The organism is Nonomuraea pusilla (assembly GCF_900109355.1).
GTDB classification, from domain to species: domain Bacteria; phylum Actinomycetota; class Actinomycetes; order Streptosporangiales; family Streptosporangiaceae; genus Nonomuraea; species Nonomuraea pusilla.
The window spans coordinates 14,406-38,108 of the sequence record NZ_FOBF01000001.1 but is presented as its reverse complement, the minus strand read 5'-3'; the positions used below and the strand labels follow the sequence as shown (position 1 = coordinate 38,108).

General features: G+C 71.3%; 20 protein-coding genes. 7 read left to right on the top strand and 13 right to left on the bottom strand.

All coding sequences use genetic code 11. The annotated features are described in order from the left end of the window. Window positions 1-35: 35 nt before the first annotated feature. On the bottom strand, window positions 36-419 hold the full coding sequence (locus BMX74_RS00155; RefSeq protein ID WP_055507618.1) for a cell division protein SepF: 384 nt from the start codon (window positions 417-419) through the stop codon (window positions 36-38). A 168-nt stretch (window positions 420-587) separates the two neighbouring features. Between BMX74_RS00155 and BMX74_RS00150 the strand changes: the two genes are divergently transcribed. The 4 genes from BMX74_RS00150 (at window position 588) to BMX74_RS00135 (ending at window position 4,598) form a co-directional block, all read left to right on the top strand. Beyond that, complete coding sequence (locus tag BMX74_RS00150; RefSeq protein ID WP_055507616.1) at window positions 588-1,352, top strand: PhzF family phenazine biosynthesis protein; 765 nt, start codon at window positions 588-590, stop codon at window positions 1,350-1,352. A 341-nt stretch (window positions 1,353-1,693) separates the two neighbouring features. Next, the gene (locus tag BMX74_RS43675) at window positions 1,694-2,149 is read left to right on the top strand and encodes a hypothetical protein (protein ID WP_177227123.1); all 456 of its coding nucleotides are present in this window, start codon (window positions 1,694-1,696) and stop codon (window positions 2,147-2,149) included. 4 nt (window positions 2,150-2,153) lie between these two features. Next, window positions 2,154-3,944, top strand: coding sequence for a DUF4012 domain-containing protein (locus BMX74_RS00140; RefSeq protein WP_091097396.1), 1,791 nt, complete (start codon window positions 2,154-2,156; stop codon window positions 3,942-3,944). 75 nt (window positions 3,945-4,019) lie between these two features. Then, window positions 4,020-4,598, top strand: a complete 579-nt coding sequence (locus tag BMX74_RS00135; protein WP_091097394.1) for an arsenate reductase/protein-tyrosine-phosphatase family protein — start codon at window positions 4,020-4,022, stop codon at window positions 4,596-4,598. On the opposite strand, the gene BMX74_RS00130 is transcribed toward BMX74_RS00135, so the two are convergent. The 5 genes from BMX74_RS00130 to BMX74_RS00110 are packed head-to-tail and all read right to left on the bottom strand — an operon-like array spanning window position 4,576 to window position 10,222. Continuing rightward, window positions 4,576-5,967 carry a tyrosine-protein kinase domain-containing protein gene (locus BMX74_RS00130; protein WP_055507610.1) on the bottom strand — a complete coding sequence of 464 codons (1,392 nt, stop codon included), beginning with the start codon at window positions 5,965-5,967 and terminating at the stop codon, window positions 4,576-4,578. The two genes, BMX74_RS00135 and BMX74_RS00130, sit on opposite strands and share 23 nt — an antisense overlap. A gap of 4 nt (window positions 5,968-5,971) precedes the next feature. Next, a complete protein-coding gene (locus tag BMX74_RS00125) occupies window positions 5,972-7,012 on the bottom strand; it encodes a glycosyltransferase family 4 protein (protein ID WP_091097392.1) in 1,041 nt (346 codons plus the stop codon). After that, complete coding sequence (locus BMX74_RS00120; RefSeq protein WP_082535500.1) at window positions 7,009-7,998, bottom strand: NAD-dependent epimerase/dehydratase family protein; 990 nt, start codon at window positions 7,996-7,998, stop codon at window positions 7,009-7,011. The genes BMX74_RS00125 and BMX74_RS00120 overlap by 4 nt, the downstream gene beginning before the upstream one ends. A gap of 54 nt (window positions 7,999-8,052) precedes the next feature. Further along, window positions 8,053-9,006, bottom strand: a complete 954-nt coding sequence (locus tag BMX74_RS00115; protein ID WP_055507606.1) for an NAD-dependent epimerase/dehydratase family protein — start codon at window positions 9,004-9,006, stop codon at window positions 8,053-8,055. 4 nt (window positions 9,007-9,010) lie between these two features. Then, complete coding sequence (locus BMX74_RS00110; RefSeq protein ID WP_082535499.1) at window positions 9,011-10,222, bottom strand: glycosyltransferase; 1,212 nt, start codon at window positions 10,220-10,222, stop codon at window positions 9,011-9,013. A gap of 358 nt (window positions 10,223-10,580) precedes the next feature. Here BMX74_RS00110 and BMX74_RS43670 point away from each other — a divergent pair, with 358 nt between their 5' ends. Both BMX74_RS43670 and BMX74_RS00100 read left to right on the top strand, forming a co-directional pair. Then, the gene (locus BMX74_RS43670; RefSeq protein ID WP_091097390.1) at window positions 10,581-11,837 is read left to right on the top strand and encodes a hypothetical protein; all 1,257 of its coding nucleotides are present in this window, start codon (window positions 10,581-10,583) and stop codon (window positions 11,835-11,837) included. Further along, complete coding sequence (locus tag BMX74_RS00100; protein ID WP_055507601.1) at window positions 11,834-13,165, top strand: lipopolysaccharide biosynthesis protein; 1,332 nt, start codon at window positions 11,834-11,836, stop codon at window positions 13,163-13,165. Before BMX74_RS43670 ends, BMX74_RS00100 begins: the two co-directional genes overlap by 4 nt. Before the next feature lie 43 nt (window positions 13,166-13,208). Here the strand turns inward: BMX74_RS00100 and BMX74_RS00095 are convergent, their stop codons facing one another. The 3 genes from BMX74_RS00095 to BMX74_RS00085 are packed head-to-tail and all read right to left on the bottom strand — an operon-like array spanning window position 13,209 to window position 15,947. Next, window positions 13,209-14,300 carry a glycosyltransferase gene (locus BMX74_RS00095; RefSeq protein WP_091097388.1) on the bottom strand — a complete coding sequence of 364 codons (1,092 nt, stop codon included), beginning with the start codon at window positions 14,298-14,300 and terminating at the stop codon, window positions 13,209-13,211. A gap of 7 nt (window positions 14,301-14,307) precedes the next feature. Then, window positions 14,308-15,312, bottom strand: coding sequence for a polysaccharide deacetylase family protein (locus BMX74_RS00090; protein WP_055508564.1), 1,005 nt, complete (start codon window positions 15,310-15,312; stop codon window positions 14,308-14,310). A 5-nt stretch (window positions 15,313-15,317) separates the two neighbouring features. Beyond that, on the bottom strand, window positions 15,318-15,947 hold the full coding sequence (locus BMX74_RS00085; protein WP_143078498.1) for a class I SAM-dependent methyltransferase: 630 nt from the start codon (window positions 15,945-15,947) through the stop codon (window positions 15,318-15,320). Between the two features lie 260 nt (window positions 15,948-16,207). Here BMX74_RS00085 and BMX74_RS00080 point away from each other — a divergent pair, with 260 nt between their 5' ends. Next, window positions 16,208-20,071 (top strand): DUF4082 domain-containing protein, encoded by a 3,864-nt coding sequence (locus BMX74_RS00080; protein ID WP_177227127.1) that lies wholly within the window; start codon window positions 16,208-16,210, stop codon window positions 20,069-20,071. Window positions 20,072-20,161: 90 nt separating this feature from the next. Here the strand turns inward: BMX74_RS00080 and BMX74_RS00075 are convergent, their stop codons facing one another. The 4 genes from BMX74_RS00075 to BMX74_RS00060 form a co-directional block, all read right to left on the bottom strand. Next, window positions 20,162-21,025: a methyltransferase domain-containing protein gene (locus tag BMX74_RS00075; RefSeq protein ID WP_091097384.1), complete on the bottom strand. Its 864-nt coding sequence runs from the start codon at window positions 21,023-21,025 to the stop codon at window positions 20,162-20,164. Then, window positions 21,022-21,999, bottom strand: a complete 978-nt coding sequence (gene rfbB, locus BMX74_RS00070; RefSeq protein ID WP_091097382.1) for a dTDP-glucose 4,6-dehydratase — start codon at window positions 21,997-21,999, stop codon at window positions 21,022-21,024. The genes BMX74_RS00075 and rfbB overlap by 4 nt, the downstream gene beginning before the upstream one ends. Then, on the bottom strand, window positions 21,996-23,063 hold the full coding sequence (locus tag BMX74_RS00065; RefSeq protein ID WP_055507588.1) for a glucose-1-phosphate thymidylyltransferase: 1,068 nt from the start codon (window positions 23,061-23,063) through the stop codon (window positions 21,996-21,998). Before BMX74_RS00065 ends, rfbB begins: the two co-directional genes overlap by 4 nt. A gap of 102 nt (window positions 23,064-23,165) precedes the next feature. After that, a complete protein-coding gene (locus tag BMX74_RS00060) occupies window positions 23,166-23,684 on the bottom strand; it encodes a GtrA family protein (RefSeq protein ID WP_055507587.1) in 519 nt (172 codons plus the stop codon). Window positions 23,685-23,703: the final 19 nt, after the last annotated feature.

The following is a 23,703-nucleotide window of genomic DNA, read 5'->3' as shown; positions in this document are numbered from 1 at the left end:
CGTGCGGGCGGCTCGCCGCCGCCCGCCGCCTGCGGTCATGTCGTCTCGATCTCCACGTGCGACGGCGCGAGGAGGAACACGCGGTCGGCGATGCGCTCGATCCGCCCCTCGCAGCCGAAGGCCAGGCCGGCGGCGAAGTCGACCATTCTGGTCGCCTCGGGCATCGGCATGCCGGTGACGTCCATGATCACCGTTTGGCCTTCGCGGAAATGCTGACCGATCATCGGTGCGTCGTTGTACTTGAGCGGCTGGACCATCACGATGCGTGACGGGTCGACGTTCGCGCGCCACCGCCTGGCGGCCCGCTCGGACGCCGGCACGTACTCGTCCTCGTAGTGCCCGTCGTCCTCGTAACCGTCGTCGTAATGGTCGATTCCGCCCAGGCCAAGGTAGGTCACCACCTTGCGCACTGCCCCCATCGGCTTGTCCTTTCCTCAGGAACTCACCGTAATCGGCACGTCCCTACACATTGGACGGTAACCGACGATTCCGCATTCGCCACGCGACACGCCCAGGCCTAATTCCATTTTGTGCAGCTTGCAGCCCGCTTGCATCTGGATATCCGCCCCCCGTATAGAGTCGGCGACATGCGGCTCTTCACTGTAGACGCCTTCACCGACAAGGCTTTCCAGGGTAATCCGGCGGCGGTCTGCCTGCTGGACTCTCCGGCGAGTGAGTCGTGGATGCAGGGCGTGGCGACCGAGATGAACCTCTCGGAGACGGCGTTCCTCCACGGCGATACGCTGCGCTGGTTCACCCCCAAGGTGGAGGTCACCCTCTGCGGCCACGCGACGCTCGCCACGGCCCACGTCCTGTATTCGACGGGCGCCGCGAGCGGCCCGGTCGAATTCTCGACCGCGAGCGGAACGCTCACGGTGAATCGTCGATCCGACGACTTGATCACAATGGATTTCCCGGCCAAGGAAGTGACGCAGGACACTGTTCCGGCGGGCCTGGAAAAGGCGCTCGGCGCGACCCCCTCGTACGTGGGGAGGAGCGCGCTCGACCTGCTGGTGGAGCTCGACTCGGAGGAGACCGTGCGCGGGCTCGCCCCTGACGTCCGGGCGCTCGCGGCGGTGGACGCGCGGGGCATCATCGTGACGGCGCGCGGCACGTCCACGGATTTCGTCTCCCGGTTCTTCGCCCCGAACGTGGGGGTGCCGGAGGACCCGGTGACGGGTTCGGCGCACTGCGCGCTGGCGCCGTACTGGGGCCGGCGGCTGGGGCGGGCCGAGATGGTGGGCGCCCAACTGTCGGCCAGGGGCGGGCTGGTGCACGTCCGGGTGGACGGCGACCGTGTCCATCTGGCGGGCAGGGCCGTGACCGTGCTGTCGGGCACGCTGCACGTCTGACCGTCACCACAAAAAGAGCAGCTTGCCCGTTTTGCACGCATAAATCAGGCTACTCCCAATAAAGCTGGATTTAGTGGAAGAGCGCCCCTACCCGCGCGGCGCACCATCATGCGCCGAAGCCGCTACCACTTGCATCACCCCAGGTCAGGGCCGTGATCGTCAATGGTTGGAGAACCATCGGCGATCATTCGGTAAGAATGGTACGGCGCGGGGAGTAACCAACGACATAGCGCATATAACCGTTGCGTAGAACATGGCGTCGTCTGTTCACGGCGCCGCGTTCCGTCGTCCCGGGGTAAGGAAACGGGGAGTACGCTATGCCAGCAAAAATCACTAGACCTTTGATCCTCGCACTCGCCCTCGGGAGTGGGGTCGCGTGCGCCACCGTCGGACCGGCGACCGCCGCCGTCGGTGAGGCCACCGCGGTGGTCGCGGCCCCTGCGCCGTACCCGCCGCGCCCGCCGGAGCCGCCGTTCTTCGAGGACGAGTTCTTCGACCCGTTCGCGTTCTTCGACCCGGGCCTGTGGGCCGGCGGCCCCTGGGGGCCGGGCGGGCCGTGGGGTCCGGGCGGGCCCGGCGGCCCCTGGGGTCCCGGCGGACCCGGCGGTCCGGGTGGACCCGGCGGGCCGGGCGGACCGGGCGGACCGGGGGCGCACGCCCAGGCGGGCAGGGGCGAGCTGCCGTTCACCGGCGCGCCGATCCAGCCCCTGGCCATCACTGGCGGTGGCCTGCTGCTCGCGGGCGCCGCCGCCACGTTCCTCGCCGTCAGGCGCCGCCGCTCGTCCGGTGCCCAGTAGGAGCATGCGCGGGAAGAGCGTGCCCAGGAGCAGGAGGAAGCGTCTGCTGGTCGCCGGCCTGCTGTGCCCCCTCGCGGGCACGGCACTGGCCGGCGGCTGGGCGGCGCATCTCGGCCTCAGCGTCCACGACCACCTGCGGGCGGCCGCGGACGCGCTGGCCCAGGTACGCGCCGCCGGCCCCGAGGGCGCCGGCCCGGCGCTCGCCACGGCGCGCGAGCACGCCGAGCAGGCGCACCGCATCACCAGCGGCCTGACCTGGACGCTCGCCGCCCACACCCCCTTCGTCGGCACGGCGGCGACCACCGTCCGCGGGCTCGCCGACTTCGCCTCGCAGGTCACCGGCGTCCTGACCGACGTGCACCGCGCCGGAGCGCCCCTGCTCGCCGTGCGGCGCCCCTCGGCCGGCGACCTGGGCGGCCTCCTGACACACCTGGAGTCCGCCGCCCCCGCCCTGCACGACGCGGCCGGCCGCATGGACGCCGCCAGGGCCGGACTGGCCGCCACCCCCTCGGGCACCGGCCTCGCCCCCCTCGACCAGGCCCGCGACACGGCGCTGCGCGAGGCCGACCGGCTCAGCGGCTGGCTGGGCGCCGCGGACGACGCCGCCGCCCTGCTCCCGGACATGCTCGGCGGGCACGGCCCCCGCCGCTACTTCCTGGCCTTCCAGACCAACGCGGAGTCACGCGGCACCGGCGGCCTGGTCGGCGCGTTCGGCCTGCTCAAGGCCGCGGGCGGCCGCGTCGACGTCGAGCGGCTGTCGCCGAACAACGGCCTGGCGTCGGGCACGGCGCAGGTCATCGACCACGGCTCCGCCTTCCGCGCCCGCTACGGCGCGAGCGCGCTCTCCCTCCTCGCCAACTCGAACCTCTCCCCTCACTTCCCCTACGCCGCCGCCACCTGGGCCGCCCTCTGGGAGCGCCAGACCCACGAGCAGCTGGACGGCGCCGTCGCGACCGACCCGGTCGGGCTGTCGTACCTGCTGCGGCTGATCGGCCCCGTCACCCTCCCCGGGGGCGAGACCGTGAGCGCGGCCAACGTCGTCGACCTCACCGAGCGGGCCGCCTACGCCCGCTACCAGAACCCGGTCGAGCGCAAGCGGTACCTCATCGGGATCGCCTCCGCCGTGAGCGAGGCGCTCACCCGGGCCCGCCCGGAGCCCGGCGCGCTGCTGTCCGTCCTGACGCAGCTCGTGGAGGAGCGCAGGATCCAGGTCTGGAGCCGCAGGGAGGACGAGCAGCGGCGCCTGGCCGCGACCCCGCTCGGCGGCGTCCTCCCGGACACGCCCGGCCCGTACGCGGGGCTGATCGTCAACAACTCCGCCGGGACCAAGCTCGACTACTACCTCGACCGCTCGCTGGAGTACCACCTCGGCCCCTGCAGGACCGGCGGCCAACGCCTCGCGTACGTACGGGTCCGGCTGACCAACGGCGTGCCGCCCGTGCGGCTGCCCACGTACGTCACCGACCGGCTCGACGACCCCGGCGGCTCGCACCCGACCGGCTCCAACCTGCTCTGGGTGTCGTACTACGCCACGCCGGGAGCGCAGCTCGCGGGCGCCCGGCTCGACGGCGAACCAGAGCCGGTCATCAAGGAGGTGGAGCGGTCGCACCCGGTCTACTCCAAGGTGATCGAGCTCGCGCCCCGCCAGACGAGGACGCTGGAGTTCATGCTGCTGGAGCCCGCCTCGGCGGCGCAGCCGCGGACCCCGGTGCAGCCGCTCGTCCGCGGCCAGCAGACCCGGATCACGCGGGACGACACGGGCTGCCCCTTCGCCCTGCCGCAGGCCGACCGGTGAGCGGGCCGGTCGACAGAAGGTAAACAGCGGCGCGTACAGCCTGGCCGCCCGTGGCCCGCCTCCTATCGTCGCAGCATGGTGTCGACGTCCTGGGAGAGGTTCCACATCCTGTTCGTGTGCACGGGGAACATCTGCCGCTCCCCCATCGCGGAGCGGCTGGCCCGCGCGGCGCTCGGCCCGCCGTTCGTCGTCACGAGCGCGGGCACGCACGCGCGGCCCGGACTGGAGATGGCGCGGGGCGCGCAGGACGTGCTCCGCCGCCTGGGCCTCGACGCGGACGGCTTCGTCTCCAAGCCGCTGACGCCGGAGCTGCTGGCGGAGGCCGACCTGGTGCTGACGGCGGCCAGGGAGCACCGGGCCGAGGCGGTGTCGCGGCTCCCTCGGGTCGCGCCCCGGGTGTTCACCATCACCGAGTTCGACGCGCTGACGGGCATGGTCCAGCGGGACCTGCTGGCCGGGCACCGCGACGCGGTGCCGAGGGCGCGGGCGCTGGTCGAGCAGGCGGTCGGCCTGCGCGGGCTGGTCCGCGTGGACCAGCCCGACATCGCCGACCCGATCGGCCGCTCAGGGCGGGCCTACCGGGCGGCGGGGCGGGCGATCCACGGGGCGCTCACGGTCCCGCTCGCGCTGCTCAGGTCCTCGCCGCTGTCGTGACCCGCTCGCCGGCCTTGGGCGTCTCCGGCTCGTACCCGTAGCCGTATCCGTAGCCGTGGTAGCGGTCGGCCTTGGCCGGCACGAAGTTCAGGACGGTGCCGACGATCCTGGCGTTGATGGAGTCGAGCTGCTGCGCGGCGCGCTGGACGTGCTCCTGCCTGGTCTTGCCGTACCGGGCGACCAGCAGGGTGCCGTCGCAGACGGCGGCGAGCGTCGCGGCGTCGGTGACGGGCAGCAGCGGCGGCGCGTCGATGATCACCATGTCGTACTCGGCGGTCAGCCGGTCGAGCACCTGGCGCATGGTCTGCGAGCCGAGCAGCTCGCTCGGGTTCGGCGGCACCTGGCCGGAGGGCAGGACGTGCAGGCGCGGGTTGCCCCAGGACTGGACGACGTCGTCGAGCTTCTCCCTGCCGATGAGCACGTCCGTGAGGCCCACCGCGCCCTCGATGCCGAGGTAATCGGGCACGGACGGCCGCCGCAGGTCGCCGTCGACGAGCAGCACCCGCCACCCCGACTGGGCCAGGGTGATGGCGAGGTTGCACGAGGTCGACGACTTCCCCTCGCCGGCCAGGCAGCTCGTGACGACGAGCGACCTCGGCTGCCGGTCCACACCGATGAACTGCAGGTTGGTCCGGAGCGCGCGGAACGCCTCGGCCCTGCTGGAGCGCCCGCCCGCGCGCAGGATGAGGGGCTGGCGCCTGGCCGCCCGCTCGTACCCGATGACGCCCAGCGTGGAGCTCCCCGCGGTGGCCTGCAGCACCTCGGTGTTCTTGACCGTGGTGTCGAGATGGTCGCGGATCAGCAGCGCGCCCGTCGTGAGGATGAACGCGAGGAGGACGCCCACCAGCAGGTTGAGCTCCGGCCTCGGGCTGACGGGCAGGCGCGGGACCTCCGCCTGGTCCACCACCGACACCTTCACGGTGGGCCTGCTCTGCGGCGTGGGCCGTTCGAGCTGGTCGATGAGCTGCGAGAACTTCGTCCCGAGCGCGTTGGCCAGGGCCGCGGCCTGTGCCGGGTCGTAGTCGGTCACGCTCGCCCGCAGCAGCACCGTGCCCGGCACGACCTCGGCGGAGATGCGCGACTGCACGAGCCCTACGTACTCGGGGCGGGTGATCTGGCTGACGACGCGGCGGCTGGACAGCAGGGTGGCGTACGACTGCACCCGCTGCTGCGACAGCATGCCCGCCTGGTAGGCGGCGGAGATGCTGCCCTCCTTGTCCTGGCCGGAGACGAGCATGGAGATCGTCGCGACGTACTTGGGCGGCGTGTTCGCGGTGACCAGCGCCGCGGCGCCCGCTCCGATGACCAGCGAGATCAGAAGGACCGACCAGTTCCTGCGGATGAACTGGGCGTAATAGAGCAGATCCACTGGATCAACGCCGCCTTTCTCGGATTCTCGGAGAAGTCTTGCGGGGTGTGGCGGGCGGGTAGACCTTCACGCTCTGGAACAGCGTGACGAGCACGAAGGCCGTGCCGGCCGCGATGATCGTCACCGCGAGCGGCGGCATCCAGCCCAGCGTCATCGTCAGGCACAGCCCGCAGGCGGCGGCCGCCATCAGGCCGAGCGCCGACGCCACCAGGCGGACGCTCAGCCCGATCTTGCGCATGCGGTGCGAGACGTGGTCGGTGCCGCCGAGCAGCGGCGAGCGTCCCGCCCGCAGGCGGGACAGGAACACGACGCCGGTGTCCACGGTGGCGACGAACGTCGGAAGGAGCAGCCCGGCGGCGACGGTGTCCCACGTGTGCCCGCTGATCAGGAACACCGCCGAGCAGGTCAGCACGAACCCGATGAACAGCGACCCCGAGTCGCCCATGAACGTCTTCGCCGGAGCCCAGTTGTGCGGCAGGAAGCCGATGCCGGCGCAGGTGAGCACCACCAGGAGCAGCGCCAGCGCCGGCTCGCCGGCCGCGAACGCCATGATCGCGAGGAAGGCGGCGGTGACCGTGGCCACCGCGCCGAGGACGCCGTCCATGTTGTCGAGCAGGTTGAACGAGTTGGCCATGACGACGATCCACACCACCGTGAGCGGCAGGTCCAGCCAGTCGCCTGCCAGGTGGACGTGGACGCCGGAGAGCACGACCCCCGTCGCGGCCACCGTCTCGACGACGAGCCTGGTGACCGGCGGCAGCGGCCTGATGTCGTCGATCAGGCCGAGCAGGGCCACGATCGCGGCCGCCATGAGGATCGCGGTGATCCTGATGTCGGCGAAGCCGAGCACGGCGACGGCGGGCACGAGCGTGCCGAGCGCGATCGCGATGCCCCCCACGTACGGCGTGGGACGGGCGTGCGCCTTCTTCGCGCCCGGCCGGTCGGTCATCCCCCACCGCAGCGCCAGCCGCCTCAGCGGCACGATCGTCAAGCCGCAGATGAGCGAGGCCCCCGCTCCCGCGGCGACGGCGGTCGCCGCGCTCACCGGAGGGTCGCCGCGAGCTCTTCGCGGGCTTCCTTGACGACCTCGGTGAGGATCTCGTCGAGGGTCCGGCGCGGCGTCCAGCCGGTGAGCTCGCGGATCCTGGTCGTGTCGGGGACCCTGCGCCGCATGTCCTCGAACCCCCGCCGGTACGCCTCCGCGTAGGGGACGAGCTCGATCTCCGACGACGACCCCGTGTGCTCGACGACGAGCCTGGCCAGGTCGAGGATGCTCACCTCCTGCGCCGAGCCGATGTTGAACGTCCGCCCCACCGCGGCGTCGCTGTCAAGGAGCAGGAGCAGCGCCTCGACGACGTCCGCGACGTGCGCGAAGCAGCGGGTCTGGCTGCCGTCGCCGAAGACCGTGAGCGGCTCGCCGTTGATGGCCTGCCGTACGAGGCGCGGGATGACCATGCCGTACGCGGCGCTCTGCCGCGGGCCGACCGTGTTGAACAGCCGCACCACGACCGTCGGCAGGCCGCGCTCCCGGTGGTAGGCGTTGGCGAGGATCTCGTCCACCGCCTTGGCCGTGCTGTAGGACCATCTGGCGATGGCCGGGCTGCCGAGGACGCGGTCGGCGTCCTCCCTCAGCGGCCCCGAGCAGTTCTTGCCGTAGATCTCGCTGGTGCTCGCGATCAGCGTCTTCTTCCTGTAGCGGTGCGCCGCCTCGATGACGATCTCGGAGCCGCGGATGTTCGTCGTGAGGCAGCGCAGCGGCTGCTCGACGATCAGCCTGACGCCGACGGCCGCCGCCAGGTGGACGACCACGTCGCACTGGTTGACGAGCTCGTCCACCACCAGCTCGTCCAGGACGGAGCCGTGCACGAAGCGCAGGCGCGGGTGCGACGGGAGGTTCTCGAACCGGCCCGTGGAGAGGTTGTCCAGGACCAGCACGGAGTCACCGCGGGCGAGCAGCGCGTCGGTCAGGTGCGAACCGACGAACCCGCTGCCTCCCGTAATCAGATAGGTCCTTGCTGCTGCTTCGCTCACAGGTTTCCCCTTGTCACGTGTGCGGAGAGGTACATGCCGGGGCGGGGCCGCGCGTCAGGCACGCGGGCCCGGATCCGACGCCGCCGCCCCGGCGAACCAGGCCGCCGTCATGCGGAGTCCTTCTTCCAGCTCCATCGGGCGGACGTCGGGGAACAGCTCGCGCACCAGGTCGGGCGCCGCCTGCGACTCCTTGATGTCGCCGATCCTGGGGGGCAGGAACACGGCCTCGATCGGGCGGCCCAGCACCTCGCTGAGCACGTCCTTGAGCCGGAGCAGTGTCACGCGCGTGCCGAAGGCGAGGTTCACCGGCCGCGGGCTGGTGGTCCTGTGCACCACCGCCTCGGTCAGCACCTCGGCCACGGATCCCACGTAGGTGAAGTCCCTCGCCTGGCGTCCGTCTCCGTAGATCGTGACGGGGCGGCCGGCCAGGGCGGCGGAGACGAAGGCCGGCACGACCGCCGCGTAGGCGTGGCCGGCGGGCTGGAGCGGGCCGTACACGTTGAAGAAGCGGAAGGCGAGGACGGGCAGCTCGAAGCAGGCGCCGTACGCCAGCGCGTACGCCTCACCCGCCAGCTTGCTCGCGCCGTACGGGCTGAGCGGCCGCGTCGGCAGGTCCTCGTGCTTGTGCTCCTCGGGCCGGTCGCCGTAGACGGAGGACGACGAGGCGAGGACGACGTGCGTGCGGGCCTCCCTGCACGCCTCCAGCACGTTGAGCGTTCCTGTGGCGTTGACGGCGTGGGTGGCGGCCGGGTCGGCGAGCGAGCGCGGCACCGACGGGCGGGCGGCCAGGTGCACGACGGTGGAGACGCCGCGCACGAGCTCCCTGAGGACGTCGGGGTCGAGGATGCTGCCCTTGACGACGTCCGCCTCGACGCCTTCGAGGTTGGCGAGGTCTCCGCTGCTGAGGTCGTCGAGGACGGTGACCCTGCCGATCTCGGGCCGGGTGGCGAGGGCGCGGCACAGGTTCGCGCCGATGAACCCCGCCCCGCCGGTTACCAGTACGTTCATGTGCTCATCCCTTCGCGGCGGATGCCGGGTCGGAGGCCGGGTCGTCAGCCGGGCCGTCAGGCTTGGCGAGCCGGGACCGGCCGAGGGTTCTGTAGAGGGCCTGCGTGTCGGCGGCCAGGCGCTCGACGGAGAACGCGCTGGTCGTCCAGCTCCGGGCGTCGTCCCCCATGCGCGCCGCGAGCGGCGGGTCGCCCAGGAGCCGTACGACGTGCTCGGCCAGTTCGAGCGCGTCGGTCCCGGCGAGCAGGCCGGTCTCGCCGTCCTTGACGATCTCGGCGACGCTGCCGACCCGGGTGGAGACGGCGGGGCGGCCCGCCATCCCGGCCTCGATGAGCGTGAGCGGGGTGCCCTCGTTGTCGGAGGTCAGCAGGACGACGTCGGCGGCGGCGTACACGGTCTCGACGTCCTTCCTCCAGCCGAGGAGGTGGAAGGCGTGCCGCATCGGCTCGACGTCGCGTTCGAACCGCTCGCGCAGTTCGCCGCCGCCGCAGACGGCGAAGCGGCAGTCGGGGACGCGCTGGAGCACGGCCCTCGCGACGGCCGCGAGCCGGTCGGGCCGTTTCACCCCGGTGAGCCGGCCGACGAAGGCCACGACGGGGGCCTCCTGGTGGAGGCCGAGGAGGCTCCGGGCGCTGGCCCGGTCGGGGACGGGGCCGATGCCGACGCCGGGCGCGATGACGACGTACTGGTCGGGGCGGCCGATACCGGCGGCGAGGAGGTCGTCGCGCACGCGGGCGCCGACGGTCACGAGCCGGTCGGTGCCGCCGGCGAGCAGGCGCTCGAAGCGGATGTAGGCCCAGCGTTTGGGCCCGGAGAAGTAGCCGTGGAGCAGGTGCCCGTGGAAGACGTGCATCGTGGCGGCCCTGACGCCGGACAGGCGGACGGCCACGCGGCCGAGCGCTCCCGCCTTGGCGGTCCTGGTGTGGACGACGTGCGGCCTGAAGGCGCGCAGCTCGGCGACGATCCGCATGAGGGCGCGCTGGTCGTCGAACGGCTTGACCGACCGGCCGAGCCCGGGGACGACGTGGACGGGGACGCCTGCCTCCTTCAACGCCAGGTGGTCGCCCTCGCCGGCGTCGACGTGGCCGGTGTAGAGGCGGTGGTCGAACTCCTCGCGGTCGAGCGCCCTGGAGAGCCCTGTCACCTGGGTGGCGGGGCCGCCCACGTTCATCCGCGCGATGATCTCCATCACGCGGATCCGGTTGTCCGGCTTCATTCGGGCTCCTCCGTCAAGGTCTAACTCACGTCGGAGAAGCTAGCCACGCCACTGTGCCGCCCCGGGGGACGGCGTCACCGAAGTGGTGAAATGTTTTCCCACTCCCTACCTGAATCTGATCGAGCGCCGACAGGGCATGCCAGATTCGTCGCACTTCATCGGGATGTTCGGTGGCGGGATGTGCAAAAGAGCGCGGAAAAAAGATGCGCAAGCGGAGGTAATCGCCACGCCATACCCGCCCTGCACGAGGGATGCCCGGCCTTTCCGCCGCTACCGTCGCTTCCGACCAGCGCATCACCGGTGATCGGCGAAGCCGCCCCAGCCGTATGACCTGGAAACGACCCGAGGTGGCTCCCACATGCAATATTTCATCGTTTTCGTGGCGGCGGTGGTGCTCGTCCTGCTCGCCAGGGGCGCCCTGGGGCCGGCCGCGGCGCGGCGGGCGGTTCCCGTGCTGCTCCTGGCCTTCGCCCTGCGACTGGTCGTGCACGTCCTGGTCATCAGGAGCGGCGCGCTGGATTACGGCGGCGACAATTTCGAGCACGAGTCGCGGGCGATGGAGATCGTCTCCCTGTGGGAGCGCGAAGGCATCCGATATGTCACTTCAGATGACATCAAATCGCTTTATTCCGTGACGGTGCCGTACCACATCTTCGCCGCCGTCATCTATCTCTGCGGCGGCCCCGCCCCCCTCGCCTGCACCGCCGTCGTGGCGCTGCTCGCCTGCGCGCTGTGCGTCATCGTCTACCGGCTCGCCCGGCTCATCGGAGCCGACGAGCGCGCGGCGTTCGTGCTGCTCGTCATCACCGCGTTCATGCCGGCGTTCCTGTACCACACCTCCGACATGTTCAAGGACGGCTTCAACGCCTTCCTCGTCATCGCCTGCCTCGGCCTCGGCGCCTCCAACGCGCGCCGGCTCGACGTGCGCAAACTGCTGCTGCTCGTCCCGCTGCTGTGGGCCCTGTGGTACGTGCGCTCCTACATGGTCTTCATGTGCGCCGCACCGCTGCTGCTCAGCGTGACCCGCCTCAAGCACGCGCTGTCCATGCGCAGCCTCGTCCTGATCGTCGCGCTGCTCCTCGCCTCACCCACACTGATCATGGACAGCGCCCCCGTCAGGGCCATGCAGGAACAGCTCGACTACGGCCAGTCGGCCAACGTCGTCAGATCGAACGCCGAAGGCGGCTCGGGCGTCGTCTTCCAGGACGGCGGCAACCCCTGGGCCGCGCTCGGCCCCAAGCTCGGCTACACGCTCCTGTCGCCGTTCCCCTGGGCCGACGGCAGCCTCGCCTTCCAGCTCGGCAAGATCGAGGTGCTCGTCTGGTACGTCATCCTCCTCTGCGCCGTCAGCGGAGCCGCGCGGCTGTGGCGGACCGACCGGCGGCTGTTCTGGTTCCTCCTGCTGTTCATCGTGCCGAGCACCATCGCCTACGCCACCGCCGTCGCCAACATCGGGCTCATCTTCCGCCAGCGGATCCCCATCACCATGGTGACGAGCCTGCTCGCCGCGCTCGCCTGGACGCGGCGCCCACCGGAAGAACACACCCCCACCGCCCCCGCCCGCCGCCCGCGCGCCGCCCAGCCGGCGCTGTCAGGCCGGGTACGGCGGACGTGAGCACCACCCTCTCGCTCGTCGCGCGGACGGTGGCGAGCAAGGTCCTGCGGCTGCTCCTGGCCGCTGTCACCGGCGTGCTGATCGCCCGCTCGCTCCAGCCGGAGGGCCGCGGAGCGTACGCCCTCATCGCCAACATCGCGTTCACCGCCACCATCGTCGGCCACCTGTCGCTGGACCAGACGCAGATCTCCCTGTGGGCCAGCCGCGTCTGGCGGCAGCGGCTCACCGTCAACGCGCTGGTCCTCGGCCTGGCGCTCGGCGGGCTGACCGGCGTGACCGTGGCCGCGCTGACGATGCTCGGCGCGATGCCCACGACGTCGCCGCTGCTGTGCCTGGCGATGCTGGCCGTGCCGTTCGCCGTCGCGGGCTCCAACCTCAGGGCCGTCGCCACCCTCCGCTCCGACATGGGGGTGGTCAACCGGGCCGTCATCGTGGGCGCGCTGATCCAGTGCGCGCCCCTCATCGCCCTGTGCCTCACCGGGCGGCTCACCGTGGCGGGCGTCATCGTCTGCTGGACGATCTCGACCGCCGCGCCGTTCTTCGTGTTCCTCCGCGCGCTGCGCCCGCGCCCCCGCTGGGCCGACGCGCGCCTGGCCAACCGCCAGCTCGCGCTCGGCAGCCGCTACCACGTCGGTGTGGTGGCCTTCCACCTGCTGCTCAGCGTGGACGTCCTGCTCGTCCACGGGCTCGACTCCACCGCCGCCGTCGGCCTCTACACCGTCGCCGTCACCGTGCTCGACCTCACCCGCATCCCCGCCGAGGCGGTCACCCAGGTGGTGCTCCCCCGGCAGGCCGTCGGCGGGCTCGACGCCGCCTCGCGGCTCACCGTGCGCGCGGTGCGGCTCAACCTGCTCGTGTCGGCGGGGTTCATCGGGCTGCTCGCGGCGGCGTCGCCGGTGCTGGTGCCGCTCGTGTACGGGCAGTCGTTCGCCGGCAGCGTCGCCGCGCTGCTGGCCCTCGCCCCCGGGACGGTCGCGCTCACCCTGCTGCGGGCGATCGAGCAGTACCTCGTGCGGCTGGGCCGGCCGGCCGTGCTGACCTCCATCCTCGTGGCGGCCCTGGTCGTGAACGTCGTGCTGAACGTCGTGCTGATCCCGGCGCTCGGCGTCGTCGGCGCGGGGCTCGCCTCGACCGTGGCGTACACGCTGACCGCGCTGCTGGAGATGGCCTGGTTCGCCCGCGCGACCGGGATCCCCGTCCACGAGCTGCTGCCGCGCCCGAGCACGGTCCGCTCTCTGGTCGCGGCGCTGCTGCGGCGCGGGGCGGACGCGAAGGCGGAGGCGGAGGCCAAGACGGACGGCGCGCCCGCCGAGCCGGCCCGCCGCTGAGACGGGCCCGTGGGATTCGGGGACGCCGGCGGGACGGCCCCGGCTAGCGGCAGAGGCCCGCGTACAGGTCCTCGAACCAGCGGGCCGTCCCGCGGATGTCGAAGCGGCCGGCGGCGGCCCGCGCCCCCTCGCGCAGCCGCGCGTGGACGTCCGGACGCATCGCCTCCAGGATCCCGGCGGCGAGCGCCTCCACGTCGTCCGGACGGGTCAGCAGGCCGTTGACCCCCGGCTCCACCACGTCGGGCACCCCGCCCACCCGGGTGGAGACCACCGGCACGCCCGCGGCGAGCGCCTCCATGGCGACCACCGGCAGCCCCTCGTACGTCGAGCTGATGACGAGCAGGTCCGCCGCCGCGATCAGGCGGCCGGCTCCCGGCACGGGACCGAGCAGGCGCACGCCGCCGGTGCCCAGCTCGGCGACGCGCCGGGCCGTCTCCTCGTACAGGGGGCCCGAGCCCGCCAGGAGGAACGTAGCGCGCGGCTCCCGCGCGACCACCTTGGCCGCCGCCTCGACGAGCAGCCGGTGGTTCTTCACGGGACGGAAGTTGCCGACGTGCACCACCAGGAAGGCGCCCTCGGGCACCTGCCACTCCTGCCGGACGCGGTCCGCCTCGGCGGCGGCGCGCCGCTGCCCCTCCACGTCCACGCCGTGGACGCGTACGCTGAGCCGGCGCGCCCCCTTCGTCGTCACGCCACGCGCCACCTGCGGCGACACCGCCACGGTGTGCGCGTCCATCCAGCCGGTGGCGCGGTCGGCCAGGATCGTCGGCAGCCGGAACCTGACGCTGTGCACGGTCGAGACCAGGCGCGGGCGTGGCGTCCACAGCAGCGACGCGGGCCTGAGCACCGCGGCGGGCACGGGCGAGTGGACGTTCACCACGTCGGGCCGCAGCCGCCGCACCACCCCAGGCAGCCTGGGCAGCCGCAGCCGGGCCGGGCAGGCGGTGAGGTCCACGACCTCGATGCCCGCCCCCCTCAGCCGGTCGGCCAGGTCCTGGCCGGACGCCCGCAGGCACACGACGGTGTAGCAGGTGCCGGCGCGGGGCGCGGCCAGCAGCCGCTCCACCAGCAGGACCTCCGCTCCCCCCGTGTCGAGCGTCTTGATCACCTCGCACGCGTGGATCACGGAGCCCATCGCCGCCTCACGCCTCCCCGCGGCGTGTCGAGGTGAACCTGGCGCGGTACTCCGCGAGCGTCAGCCCGGTGAACGCGCCGGCCAGCGACTCGAAGAGCTCCTCCATGTCGTCGTACAGGGCCTCGACGCTGCGGCGGGTGACGAAGTACGGGCTGCCTCCCGGCATCAGCTCCGAGGAGTGCAGCATGAACTCGACGTGGTCGCGCCGCTCGGCCGCCGCCCGGCGGGCCAGCTCGCGCATCTGCCGCCCGTTCCTGCCGTTCGGCCGCATCCACAGCACCTGCGGGAACAGCCGCCCCATCACCCGCCCGGCCGGCCCCATCCGCGACGCGACGGCGCGGGCGCCCTCGACGAGCGCGCCGTGCGGGCGCGTCACGATGGTCATCGGCACTTCGAGCAGCGACGACTCACCGGCCCTGTGGATCGCCAGCGGGTCGACGAAGTACGGCTCGGCCGGGAAGCGGCTGTAGTCCTGCGGCCCGCGCCCGCCGGGCGCGCCCCGCGTCGTGCTCCACGAGACGTGCGGGGTGACGGAGCAGTCGACCAGGTAGCCGTGGTCCATGAGGACCCTCGCGTACGCCTCGTCCAGCATCCAGCGCCCGGCGCGGTGGCTGACCGGGGAGATCCCGAAGACGTCCTCCAGGGTGCCGGTGGCCACCGCCACCTTCTCCTTGATGAGGTGCTCGGGGTACTCGATGAGGAACGGCTTGTGCCTGTGGTCGGCGTCGGTGAGCGGGTCGAGGGGCGGCGTCGTCCAGGCGTGCAGGTGCATGCCGATCTCGGCGGCGCCGCGCTCGACCACGGACCGGCCGAACTCCTGGAAGGCGGGGCTGCGGGCCATCGTCCAGTCCACCAGGTAGGTGGGACGGAGGCCGTGCCGCTCGCACAGCTCCTGGAAGCGCGGCAGATGCCGCGCGTTCTCCGTGGTGACAGTCGTGCTGTCGCTCCAGGCGTCGTCCGCCTCGACGTCGATGGTGACGATGAAGGCGGGGCGCCGGCCGTGGCCGTCCACGCCGCTCACCCCTCGCAGCGGTACAGGAACAGCAGCTTGTCGTCCTGCCAGTCGTGGCGCTGCTCGACACGGGTGCCGATGGCGTCGAAGAGCTTCTGGATGCGGCCCCGCTGGTACGACATCTCGTCCACCATGACGTAGCGGACGGGCTTGGCCTTGAGCAGGTCGCGCATCTGCTCGTCGATCCACTCGTCGGTCATGTAGTGGAACCAGCCGAGGGTGATCAGCAGGTCCACGGCGGGGACGTCGGCGCGGGCGAGCGTGTCGAGGCTGCCCGCGCGGAAGTCGACGTCGGAGCGGTTGAAGCGCTGCAGGAACTTCGCCCACGCGATGACCCGCGGATCGACGTCCAGGCCGAGCTTGCGCCCGGCGCGTACGCGGTTGACGACCTCGCCGAGGCCGCAGCCGACGTCGGCGACGACGTCGAGCGGGCCGGGGACGTCGCGGCTGAAGGCCACCGCCATCTTCTTGTAGTTCGTGGTGTGGTACTTGCGCAGGTGCCAGCGCTCGGCCCCGTAGACGAGGTACAGCGGATACTGGATGACCTTGTTGGCCAGGGCCAGGGCCACGTTCTCCACCCCGTGCCGTCTGGCGACGGCGACCTTGCGGTTGAGTTTCTTCACGGCTGCTGGCATGCCGGCCTCCCGGCCCGAGAGAAGAACAGGACGATGGCCAGGAGATCATCGGCCGGAGACCCGCCGCCATTCCGACACGCTTCGGACTTCGCACATTTTCCGTCAACCGGCGAGGCGGAACTTTTGCCGCCCCGTTTTCCCCGATCGCCCCCGACCGCACCACTGCTGACGAGACATACCAGCAGCTTGTTCTAGGGCGTCCACCTGCGCCTCCATACCATGCCAGTCATCTTGACGACCTTAGCCATTGGGGACGCAATATGGCACGCAAGAAAAGACGGGATCGACCACCACGAAAGCGGTGGATAATAGCAGGACTCTTCGGAGCCGGAGCTGCCTCGATTGTCGGACTCGCCACGGCCGCCTGGATCTCGGCACCCCTTTCCGACATTCTCCAGCCGGTCGCGGAGACGAAAAGCTCCGCGGTCTACCTGAGTGACGGGAGAACGCTGCTCGGCGAGCAGGGAATCGCGCGGGAGAACGTCGGCCTGGACGAGATCCCCGCCCACGTACGGGCCGCGGCCGTGGCCGCCCGGCGGCTCGACGCCGGTCCGGGCGCGGCCGGCCCCGTGACGGCCGCCGCCCGGCTCATCCGCTCCGTCGTGACGAGACAGCCCGTCGAGGACAGCTCGATCAGCTCCCAGGTGGTGCACGACTACTTCGCCGCCTCCGGCCGCGGCGACGGCCTCCAGGAGGCGGCCGCCGCCTTCGTGGCGGGGCTCGCCACCCCGGAGAGCGCGGCGCTGGAGCACCATCTCAACACGGCCGACTTCGGACGGCAGGCCACCGGGGTGTCGGCCGCCGCCGAGGCGTACTTCGGCAAGGACGTACGGGAGCTGACGCTCGCCGAGGGCGCCTTCCTCGCGTCCAGGATCGGCCAGGAGTGCGACCTGACCGGCGCGTCGGACGAGGAGCTGGAGCGGGCGCGGGCCCGCTGGAGGTCGGTGCTCGACGGGATGGCGCGGGCGGGGGCGATCACCTCCGCCGAGGCCGCCGCCCAGAGCTTCCCCCGACTCAGGACGCGTACCGTGCCCGCCCAGCGGGCCTACCTGCTGCAGGAGGTCACCGCGGAGCTGCGCCGGCTCGGCTACACCGACGAGACCGTCGGCCGGGGCGGGCTGAAGGTGGTCACGACCCTGGAGGGCAGGCCGGGAGCCGGTGCGGCGCGGGTCTCCGCACGGAGCAGGATCGCGGCCGTCTCGGTCGTCCCGGCCTCGCCCCGCGAGTCGCGGCTCGTGCGCTCGGTGACGGACGCGGCCGGCTCGACCAGGACCTTCGCCGAGCCGGAGACCCCCGTGCCCCGGGTGGTGCCGGCGAGCCGGCCGCGCAAGTCGAAGCGCGCCGCCTGCCCGCCCACCTCGGTCATCTGCAACGAGAACGCCCTGCCCGGCAACCCGCCCAGCGAGTGGGACGTGTCGGGCGGCGGGGACCCGAGCATCCAGGGGTACGCCACCGACATCAGCGTCAACGTCGGCGACACGGTTCACTTCAAGGTGAGCACGCCGGCCACCGACTACCGGCTCGACATCTACCGCATCGGCTACTACCAGGGCAACGGCGCCCGCTTCATCACGACGGTCCAGCCGTCGGCGACGCTGCCGCAGACGCAGCCCGCCTGCCTGACCGACCCGTCCACCGGGCTCGTGGACTGCGGCAACTGGGCGGAGTCGGCCTCCTGGGCCGTCCCGGCGGGCACGGTCTCCGGCGTCTTCATCGCCAAGCTCGTCCGCGAGGACGGCACGGCCGGCGCCAGCCAGATCATCTTCGTCGTCCGCGACGACAGCCGCGGCTCCGACGTCCTCGTGCAGACGTCGGACGCCACCTGGGTGGCCTACAACCGGTGGAACACCACCAGCAGCCTGTACGCGGGCAGCCCGGCGGGCCGGGCGTACAAGGTCAGCTACAACCGGCCCGTCACGACGCGCTGCTGCAACTGCTGCAACGGTTCGACGCAGGGGTTCTTCTTCGACTCCGAGTACCCGATGGTGCGGTGGCTGGAGAACAACGGCTACGACGTCAGCTACACGACCAACGTCGACACCGCCAGACGCGGGCAGGAGCTGCTGGAACACAAGATCTTCATGTCCAGCGGCCACGACGAGTACTGGTCCAACGAGATGCGCGACAACGTCACGGCGGCCAGGGACAACGGCGTGAACCTCACGTTCTTCAGCGGGAACGAGATGTTCTGGAAGACCCGCTGGGAGAACAGCATCGACGGGTCGGCCACGCCGTTCCGCACGCTGGTCTGTTACAAGGAGACCCTGGCCAACGCCAAGATCGACCCCAGTCCGCAGTGGACGGGGAGCTGGCGAGATCCCCGCTTCTCGCCGCCGTCCGACGGCGGCAGACCGGAGAACGAGGTGACCGGCACCTGGTTCCAGGTCAACGGCGCCGTCTACAACGCCCTGACGGTGCCCTACGACTACGCGAAGTTCCGGCTGTGGCGCAACACCTCCGTCGCCAACCTGCAACCGGGACAGATCGCCAGGTTCGGTGGAGGGACGCTCGGCTACGAGTGGGACTCCTCGCCCAACAACGGCACCGCGCCGGCGGGCCTGGTGAAGGAGTCGCTCACGACGGCGCAGTTCTCCACGGCCCAGATCCTGACCAACTACGGCTCGGCCTACGCGCCGGGCACGGCGGTCCACAACCTGACGCTCTACAAGGCGCCGAGCGGCGCGCTGGTGTTCGGCGCGGGCACGACGCAGTGGTCGTGGGGCCTCGACCAGACCCACGACGTCACCGGGCCGCCGCCGGACATCAGGATGCGGCAGGCGACCGTCAACCTCCTGGCCGACCTGCACGCGCAGCCGGCGTCGCCGCAGCCCGACCTGGTGCCCGCCACGGCGTCCACCGACACCACGCCGCCCACGTCGGCCATCGCCTCGCTGCAGGCGGGCGACATCCTGACGTTCGGCCAGCCGATCACCGTGAGCGGCACCGCGACCGACACGGGCGGCGGCGTCGTGGGCGGCGTCGAGGTCTCCACCGACGGGGGGAACACCTGGTTCCAGGCCACGGGGTGGTCGAACTGGCAGTACAGCTGGACGCCGGGCAGGACCGGGCCGGTCACGGTGCGGGTGCGGGCCGTGGACGACAGCGGCAACCTCCAGGCGCCGGCCACGACCGTCTCCGTGACGGTGACGGCCAAGAGCCTCTGGCCGGCGAGCACCACGCCCGCGGTGGCCTCGAACGGCGACAACAAGGGCGTCGAGGTCGGGGTGAAGTTCCAGGTGAGCCAGCCGGGCGTCGTGGCGGCGGTCCGCTTCTACAAGGGCCTGCAGAACAAGGGGACGCACATCGGCAACCTGTGGGACTCGAACGGCAACCTGCTGGCCACCGCCACGTTCGTCAACGAGACGGCGTCGGGGTGGCAGGAGGTGGACTTCGACAACCCCGTAAAGATCAGCGCCAACAAGACGTATATCGCCTCCTATTACGCGCCGAACGGCTATTACTCGATCACCCGGCCGTATTTCACGACCGATTACGTCAACGATCCCCTCACGGCGCCGGCGAGCGGCAATGTGGGCGGCAACGGCGTCTACCGCTACGGCGCGTCGAGCGGCTTCCCGACCAGCTCCTACCAGGCGACCAACTACTGGGTGGACGTGCTGTTCTCCCCGGCGTCGGTGACGCCCCGCAGCCTGTGGAGCAACAGCGACGCGCCCGCCGTCCCCGTGGTGGGCGACAAGAACGCGGTCACGCTCGGCGTGAAGTTCCAGTCCACCGTGGCCGGCACGATCACGGGCCTGAAGTTCTACAAGGGCCTGCAGAACACCGGCACGCACGTCGGCAGCCTGTGGACGAGCACCGGCCAGTTGCTCACCCAGGTGACGTTCACCAACGAGACTCAGGCCGGCTGGCAGCAGGTGGACCTGGCAACACCGGTGACTATCAGTCCAAATACCACATATATAGCCTCGTACCATACTGATGCCGGCTATTACTCGGTGACCCGGCCCTATTTCACCGCGCGTTACGTCAACGACCCGCTGCTCGCGCTCGCGGACTCGGAAGGCGGCGACGGCGTCTACGTGTACGGCTCGGCGAACACCTTCCCGACGAGCAGCTTCCAGGCCAGCAACTACTGGGTGGACGTGGTGTTCCAGCCGAGCTGACCCGGGCACGCGAAAAGGAGGCGGGGAGACTCCCCGCCTCCTGGCGTTCCCGAGGCCTCAGGCCTTTCGGGCCTTCCCGGCGTTCCGGCCTCAGGCCTTGCGGGCCTCGACCACGAACCCGCTGGCCACGACCGCCGCGTCCGGGTGCCGGGCCAGCAGCACGTCCAGCAGCTTGAGCGGCGACAGCAGCCACATCAGCGGGGTCAGCAGCCGGTACAGCCTGCTGCTGCCGCACGACAGCAGCAACGCCAGCCACTCCTGGACCACCCAGAGCATCGCCGATGTGGGCCCCGCGCCCGTGCGGACGTCCACGGCCGCGAAGTCCGCGAACAGCCGCTCCATGCCGGGCCTGGTGTAGCGCTGGTAGTCGTACGGCGAGGCGTGGAAGGGCTGCATGAACGGCACGTAGCAGACCAGCCGCCCGCCCGGCTTGAGCACCCGCCACATCTCCCTGACGTGGGCCTGCGGATCGGGCACGTGCTCCAGCACGGCCACGCTCACCAGGCCGTCGAGCGTCGCGTCGCCCAGCGGGAGCGCCCGCAGGTCGCTGACGAGGTCCACGTTCGCGTACGCGCTGCCGTCCACGCACAGCAGGCGCGGGTCGTAGCGGTTGGTGCCGCAGCCGAGGTCGGCCACCAGTTCGCGGTCGAGGTCGAACCCGGCGAGGAACGGGCGGACGAACCGCCGCAGCAGCACCGGCGACACCACCTGGATGGCCAGCGGGTACACCCGGCCGAAGCGGCGCTTGACCGTCTCCTTCATCCGGTTCAGCGGATCGTCGCGCGTCTCCGCCTCGTGGAACCCGCCGAACCTGAGCTGGCCGCCCCGCCGGTCCCCCCGCACGCCGCAGGGCAGGCACGCGTACCCCCCGTCGAGCGGCCCGTGGCAGGACGGGCAGGCGAGCACGGCCGCGAGCCGGTCGAGCGGGGACGCCGCCACCGCCGTGGCCGTCATCGCGCCTCCCCCTTGAGCGGGCGCCACCAGTCCGGGTTGTCCCGGTACCAGCGCACGACGTCGGCCAGCCCCTGCTCGAAGTCCACCCGCGGCTCGTAGCCGATGGCGCGGATCTTGCCGCTGTCGACCGAGTAACGCAGGTCGTGGCCGGGCCTGTCGGGCACCCGCTCCACCGTGTCCCACCCGGCGCCGAACGCGTCGAGCAGGCGGCCGGTCAGCTCCAGGTTGGTCAGCTCGACGCCGCCGCCGACGTTGTAGACCTCGCCCGGCGCGCCCTTCTCCAGCACGAGCTGGACGGCGCGACAGTGGTCGTCGACGTGCAGCCACTCCCTGACGTTGCGTCCGTCGCCGTACAGCGGGACCGGGCGCCCGTCGACGAGGTTCGTGACGAACAGCGGGATGATCTTCTCGGGGTACTGGTACGGCCCGTAGTTGTTCGAGCAGCGGGTGATCCGCACGTCGAGGCCGTACGTGCGATGGTAGGAGCGGCACAGCAGGTCGGCGCCCGCCTTCGCGGCGGAGTAGGGCGAGTTCGGCAGCAGCGGCTCGTCCTCCGTCCAGGAGCCCTCGGCGATCGAGCCGTACACCTCGTCGGTGGAGATCTGCACGAAGGTGCGCACGTCGGCGTCCAGGGCGGCCTGGAGCAGCCGCTGCGTGCCGAGCACGTTGGTCGTGACGAAGTCGGCCGCGCCGGTGATCGACCGGTCGACGTGCGTCTCGGCCGCGAAGTTCACGACGGCGTCGTGGCCGGGCACGACCTCGGCCAGCAGCGCCGCGTCGGCGATGTCCCCGCGGACGAACCGGTACTCGGGCCGGCCCGCCACGGCCGCCAGGTTGGCCGGGTTGCCGGCGTAGGTGAGCTTGTCCAGCACGGTGACGCGGACGTCCTCGCACGCGTCGTACGACCCCCGCAGGAGCGAGCGCACGTAGTGCGACCCGATGAAGCCGGCCCCGCCGGTGACGAGGATCCTCATGCGCGCACCTGGATCCTGCTGTGGTCGCCCACCATGAGCTCGTGGGTGTTGGCGACGCCGTCCGCGCGGCTCACCTCGACGTTCCTGCCGATCAGTGAGTGCGCGATGCGCGACACGCCGTGGATGGAGGAGCCGTCGAGCACGATGGAGTACTCGATCTCGGCGTTGTTCAGCACGCAGCCGGGCCCGATCGAGGTGAACGGCCCGACGTACGAGGAGACGATCTTGGCGTCGGCGCCGACCACGATGGGGCCGCGCAGCACGGAGTTCTCCACCACGGCGCCCGGCTCCACCACGACGCGGCCCGAGATCTCGCTCATCCTGTCGACCGTGCCCCGTACGTCGGGTTCGACCCGTTCCAGCACGATGCGGTTGCACTCCAGCATGTCCTGCAGCCGCCCGGTGTCCCTCCAGTAGCCGGTGACCAGGTGGGACTGCACGGCGTGGCCGCGCTCGATGAGCCAGTGGACGGCGTCGGTGATCTCCAGCTCGCCGCGCGCCGACGGGCGGATCGCCCGCACCGCCTCGTGCACGGCGGGCGAGAACGAGTAGACGCCGACGATCGCCAGGTCGCTGCGCGGGTGCGCGGGCTTCTCCTCCAGGCTGACGATCTCGCCGGACGGCCCCAGCTCGGCGACGCCGTAGAACTGCGGCTCGGCGACCCTGGTCAGCAGGATCTGCGCGTCGTACCCGCCGGTGCGGAACGACTCGACCAGCTCGGCGATGCCGCCGACGAGGAAGTTGTCGCCGAGGTACATGACGAACGGCTCGTCGCCGAGGAAGTCGCGGGCGATGAGGACGCAGTGCGCCAGCCCGAGCGGCTCCTCCTGCTGGATGTAGGTGACGTCGAGGCCGAACCGCGACCCGTCGCCGACGGCCTCGCGGACCTCCCTGCCCGTGTCGCCGACGACGATGCCGACGCTGGTGATGCCCGCGTCGCGGATCGCCTCCAGGCCGTAGTACAGCACGGGCTTGTTCGCGATGGGGACGAGCTGTTTGGCCGACGTGTGGGTCAGTGGCCGCAACCTGGTCCCTTTACCTCCAGCCAGTACGAGTGCCTTCACGCTCTCTTCAGCCCTTTCCGGACGAACGCATGGCCGCAGCGACCACCCAGCACCTGGAGGATATGCGCGGGCGCCGTGGCGGGTCCGGAGGGTGACCCCCCTTTAAGGAGCGGGGTGCGAGATATTGCCGGGGCCAGAGGCGTCGGCAGGGGAGCGGAATGTCCAGCCCCGGTTTATGCCATAACTGGCCAGCGCGCTGAACGGTATGATCACCGCCTGCGCCACCATGACCGGCATTTCGGCAAAATGCACCAACAACGGCAATCCCACCAGTGAGACGCCCAGGAAAACCAGCCCTATCGCATAGAAACGCAGACATCCCCGCACCCACGACTGCCCGACCACGCGGAACACCACCAGCCGATACCACGGGTAGACCGTCACCACGGTCATGAAATGACTGACCACGACCAGCAAAAGGTACGGGACACGACCGCCGGACGCCAGCAATCCTAGGCCCAGGAGACCGTAATAGACCACAACGGTCATGGCGCCGCCGGCCAGATATGTGATGCGCTGTCGGCGGAGAACCGAGTCCAGAGCCGATTTCCACGCCCGGACGGAAGCGGAATGACCGCCGCGGCCGGTTCTGCTCTCGGCATTGACCAGGTCATTGACCATGTCGCGGTCACTCCCATTG

Excerpts from the sequence above, each read along its gene's own strand:
- BMX74_RS00155 (WP_055507618.1), bottom strand. The coding sequence starts at position 419 with ATGGGGGCAGTGCGCAAGGTGGTGACCTACCTTGGCCTGGGCGGAATC.
- BMX74_RS00110 (WP_082535499.1), bottom strand. The coding sequence starts at position 10,222 with ATGAAGCCGGACAACCGGATCCGCGTGATGGAGATCATCGCGCGGATG.
- BMX74_RS00135 (WP_091097394.1), top strand. The coding sequence starts at position 4,020 with ATGGTGTCGACGTCCTGGGAGAGGTTCCACATCCTGTTCGTGTGCACG.
- BMX74_RS00115 (WP_055507606.1), bottom strand. The coding sequence starts at position 9,006 with ATGAACGTACTGGTAACCGGCGGGGCGGGGTTCATCGGCGCGAACCTG.
- BMX74_RS00075 (WP_091097384.1), bottom strand. The coding sequence starts at position 21,025 with ATGACGGCCACGGCGGTGGCGGCGTCCCCGCTCGACCGGCTCGCGGCC.
- BMX74_RS00060 (WP_055507587.1), bottom strand. The coding sequence starts at position 23,684 with ATGGTCAATGACCTGGTCAATGCCGAGAGCAGAACCGGCCGCGGCGGT.
- BMX74_RS00140 (WP_091097396.1), top strand. The coding sequence starts at position 2,154 with ATGCGCGGGAAGAGCGTGCCCAGGAGCAGGAGGAAGCGTCTGCTGGTC.
- BMX74_RS00095 (WP_091097388.1), bottom strand. The coding sequence starts at position 14,300 with ATGGGCTCCGTGATCCACGCGTGCGAGGTGATCAAGACGCTCGACACG.
- BMX74_RS43670 (WP_091097390.1), top strand. The coding sequence starts at position 10,581 with ATGCAATATTTCATCGTTTTCGTGGCGGCGGTGGTGCTCGTCCTGCTC.
- BMX74_RS00080 (WP_177227127.1), top strand. The coding sequence starts at position 16,208 with ATGGCACGCAAGAAAAGACGGGATCGACCACCACGAAAGCGGTGGATA.
- BMX74_RS00150 (WP_055507616.1), top strand. The coding sequence starts at position 588 with ATGCGGCTCTTCACTGTAGACGCCTTCACCGACAAGGCTTTCCAGGGT.
- BMX74_RS00085 (WP_143078498.1), bottom strand. The coding sequence starts at position 15,947 with ATGCCAGCAGCCGTGAAGAAACTCAACCGCAAGGTCGCCGTCGCCAGA.
- rfbB (WP_091097382.1), bottom strand. The coding sequence starts at position 21,999 with ATGAGGATCCTCGTCACCGGCGGGGCCGGCTTCATCGGGTCGCACTAC.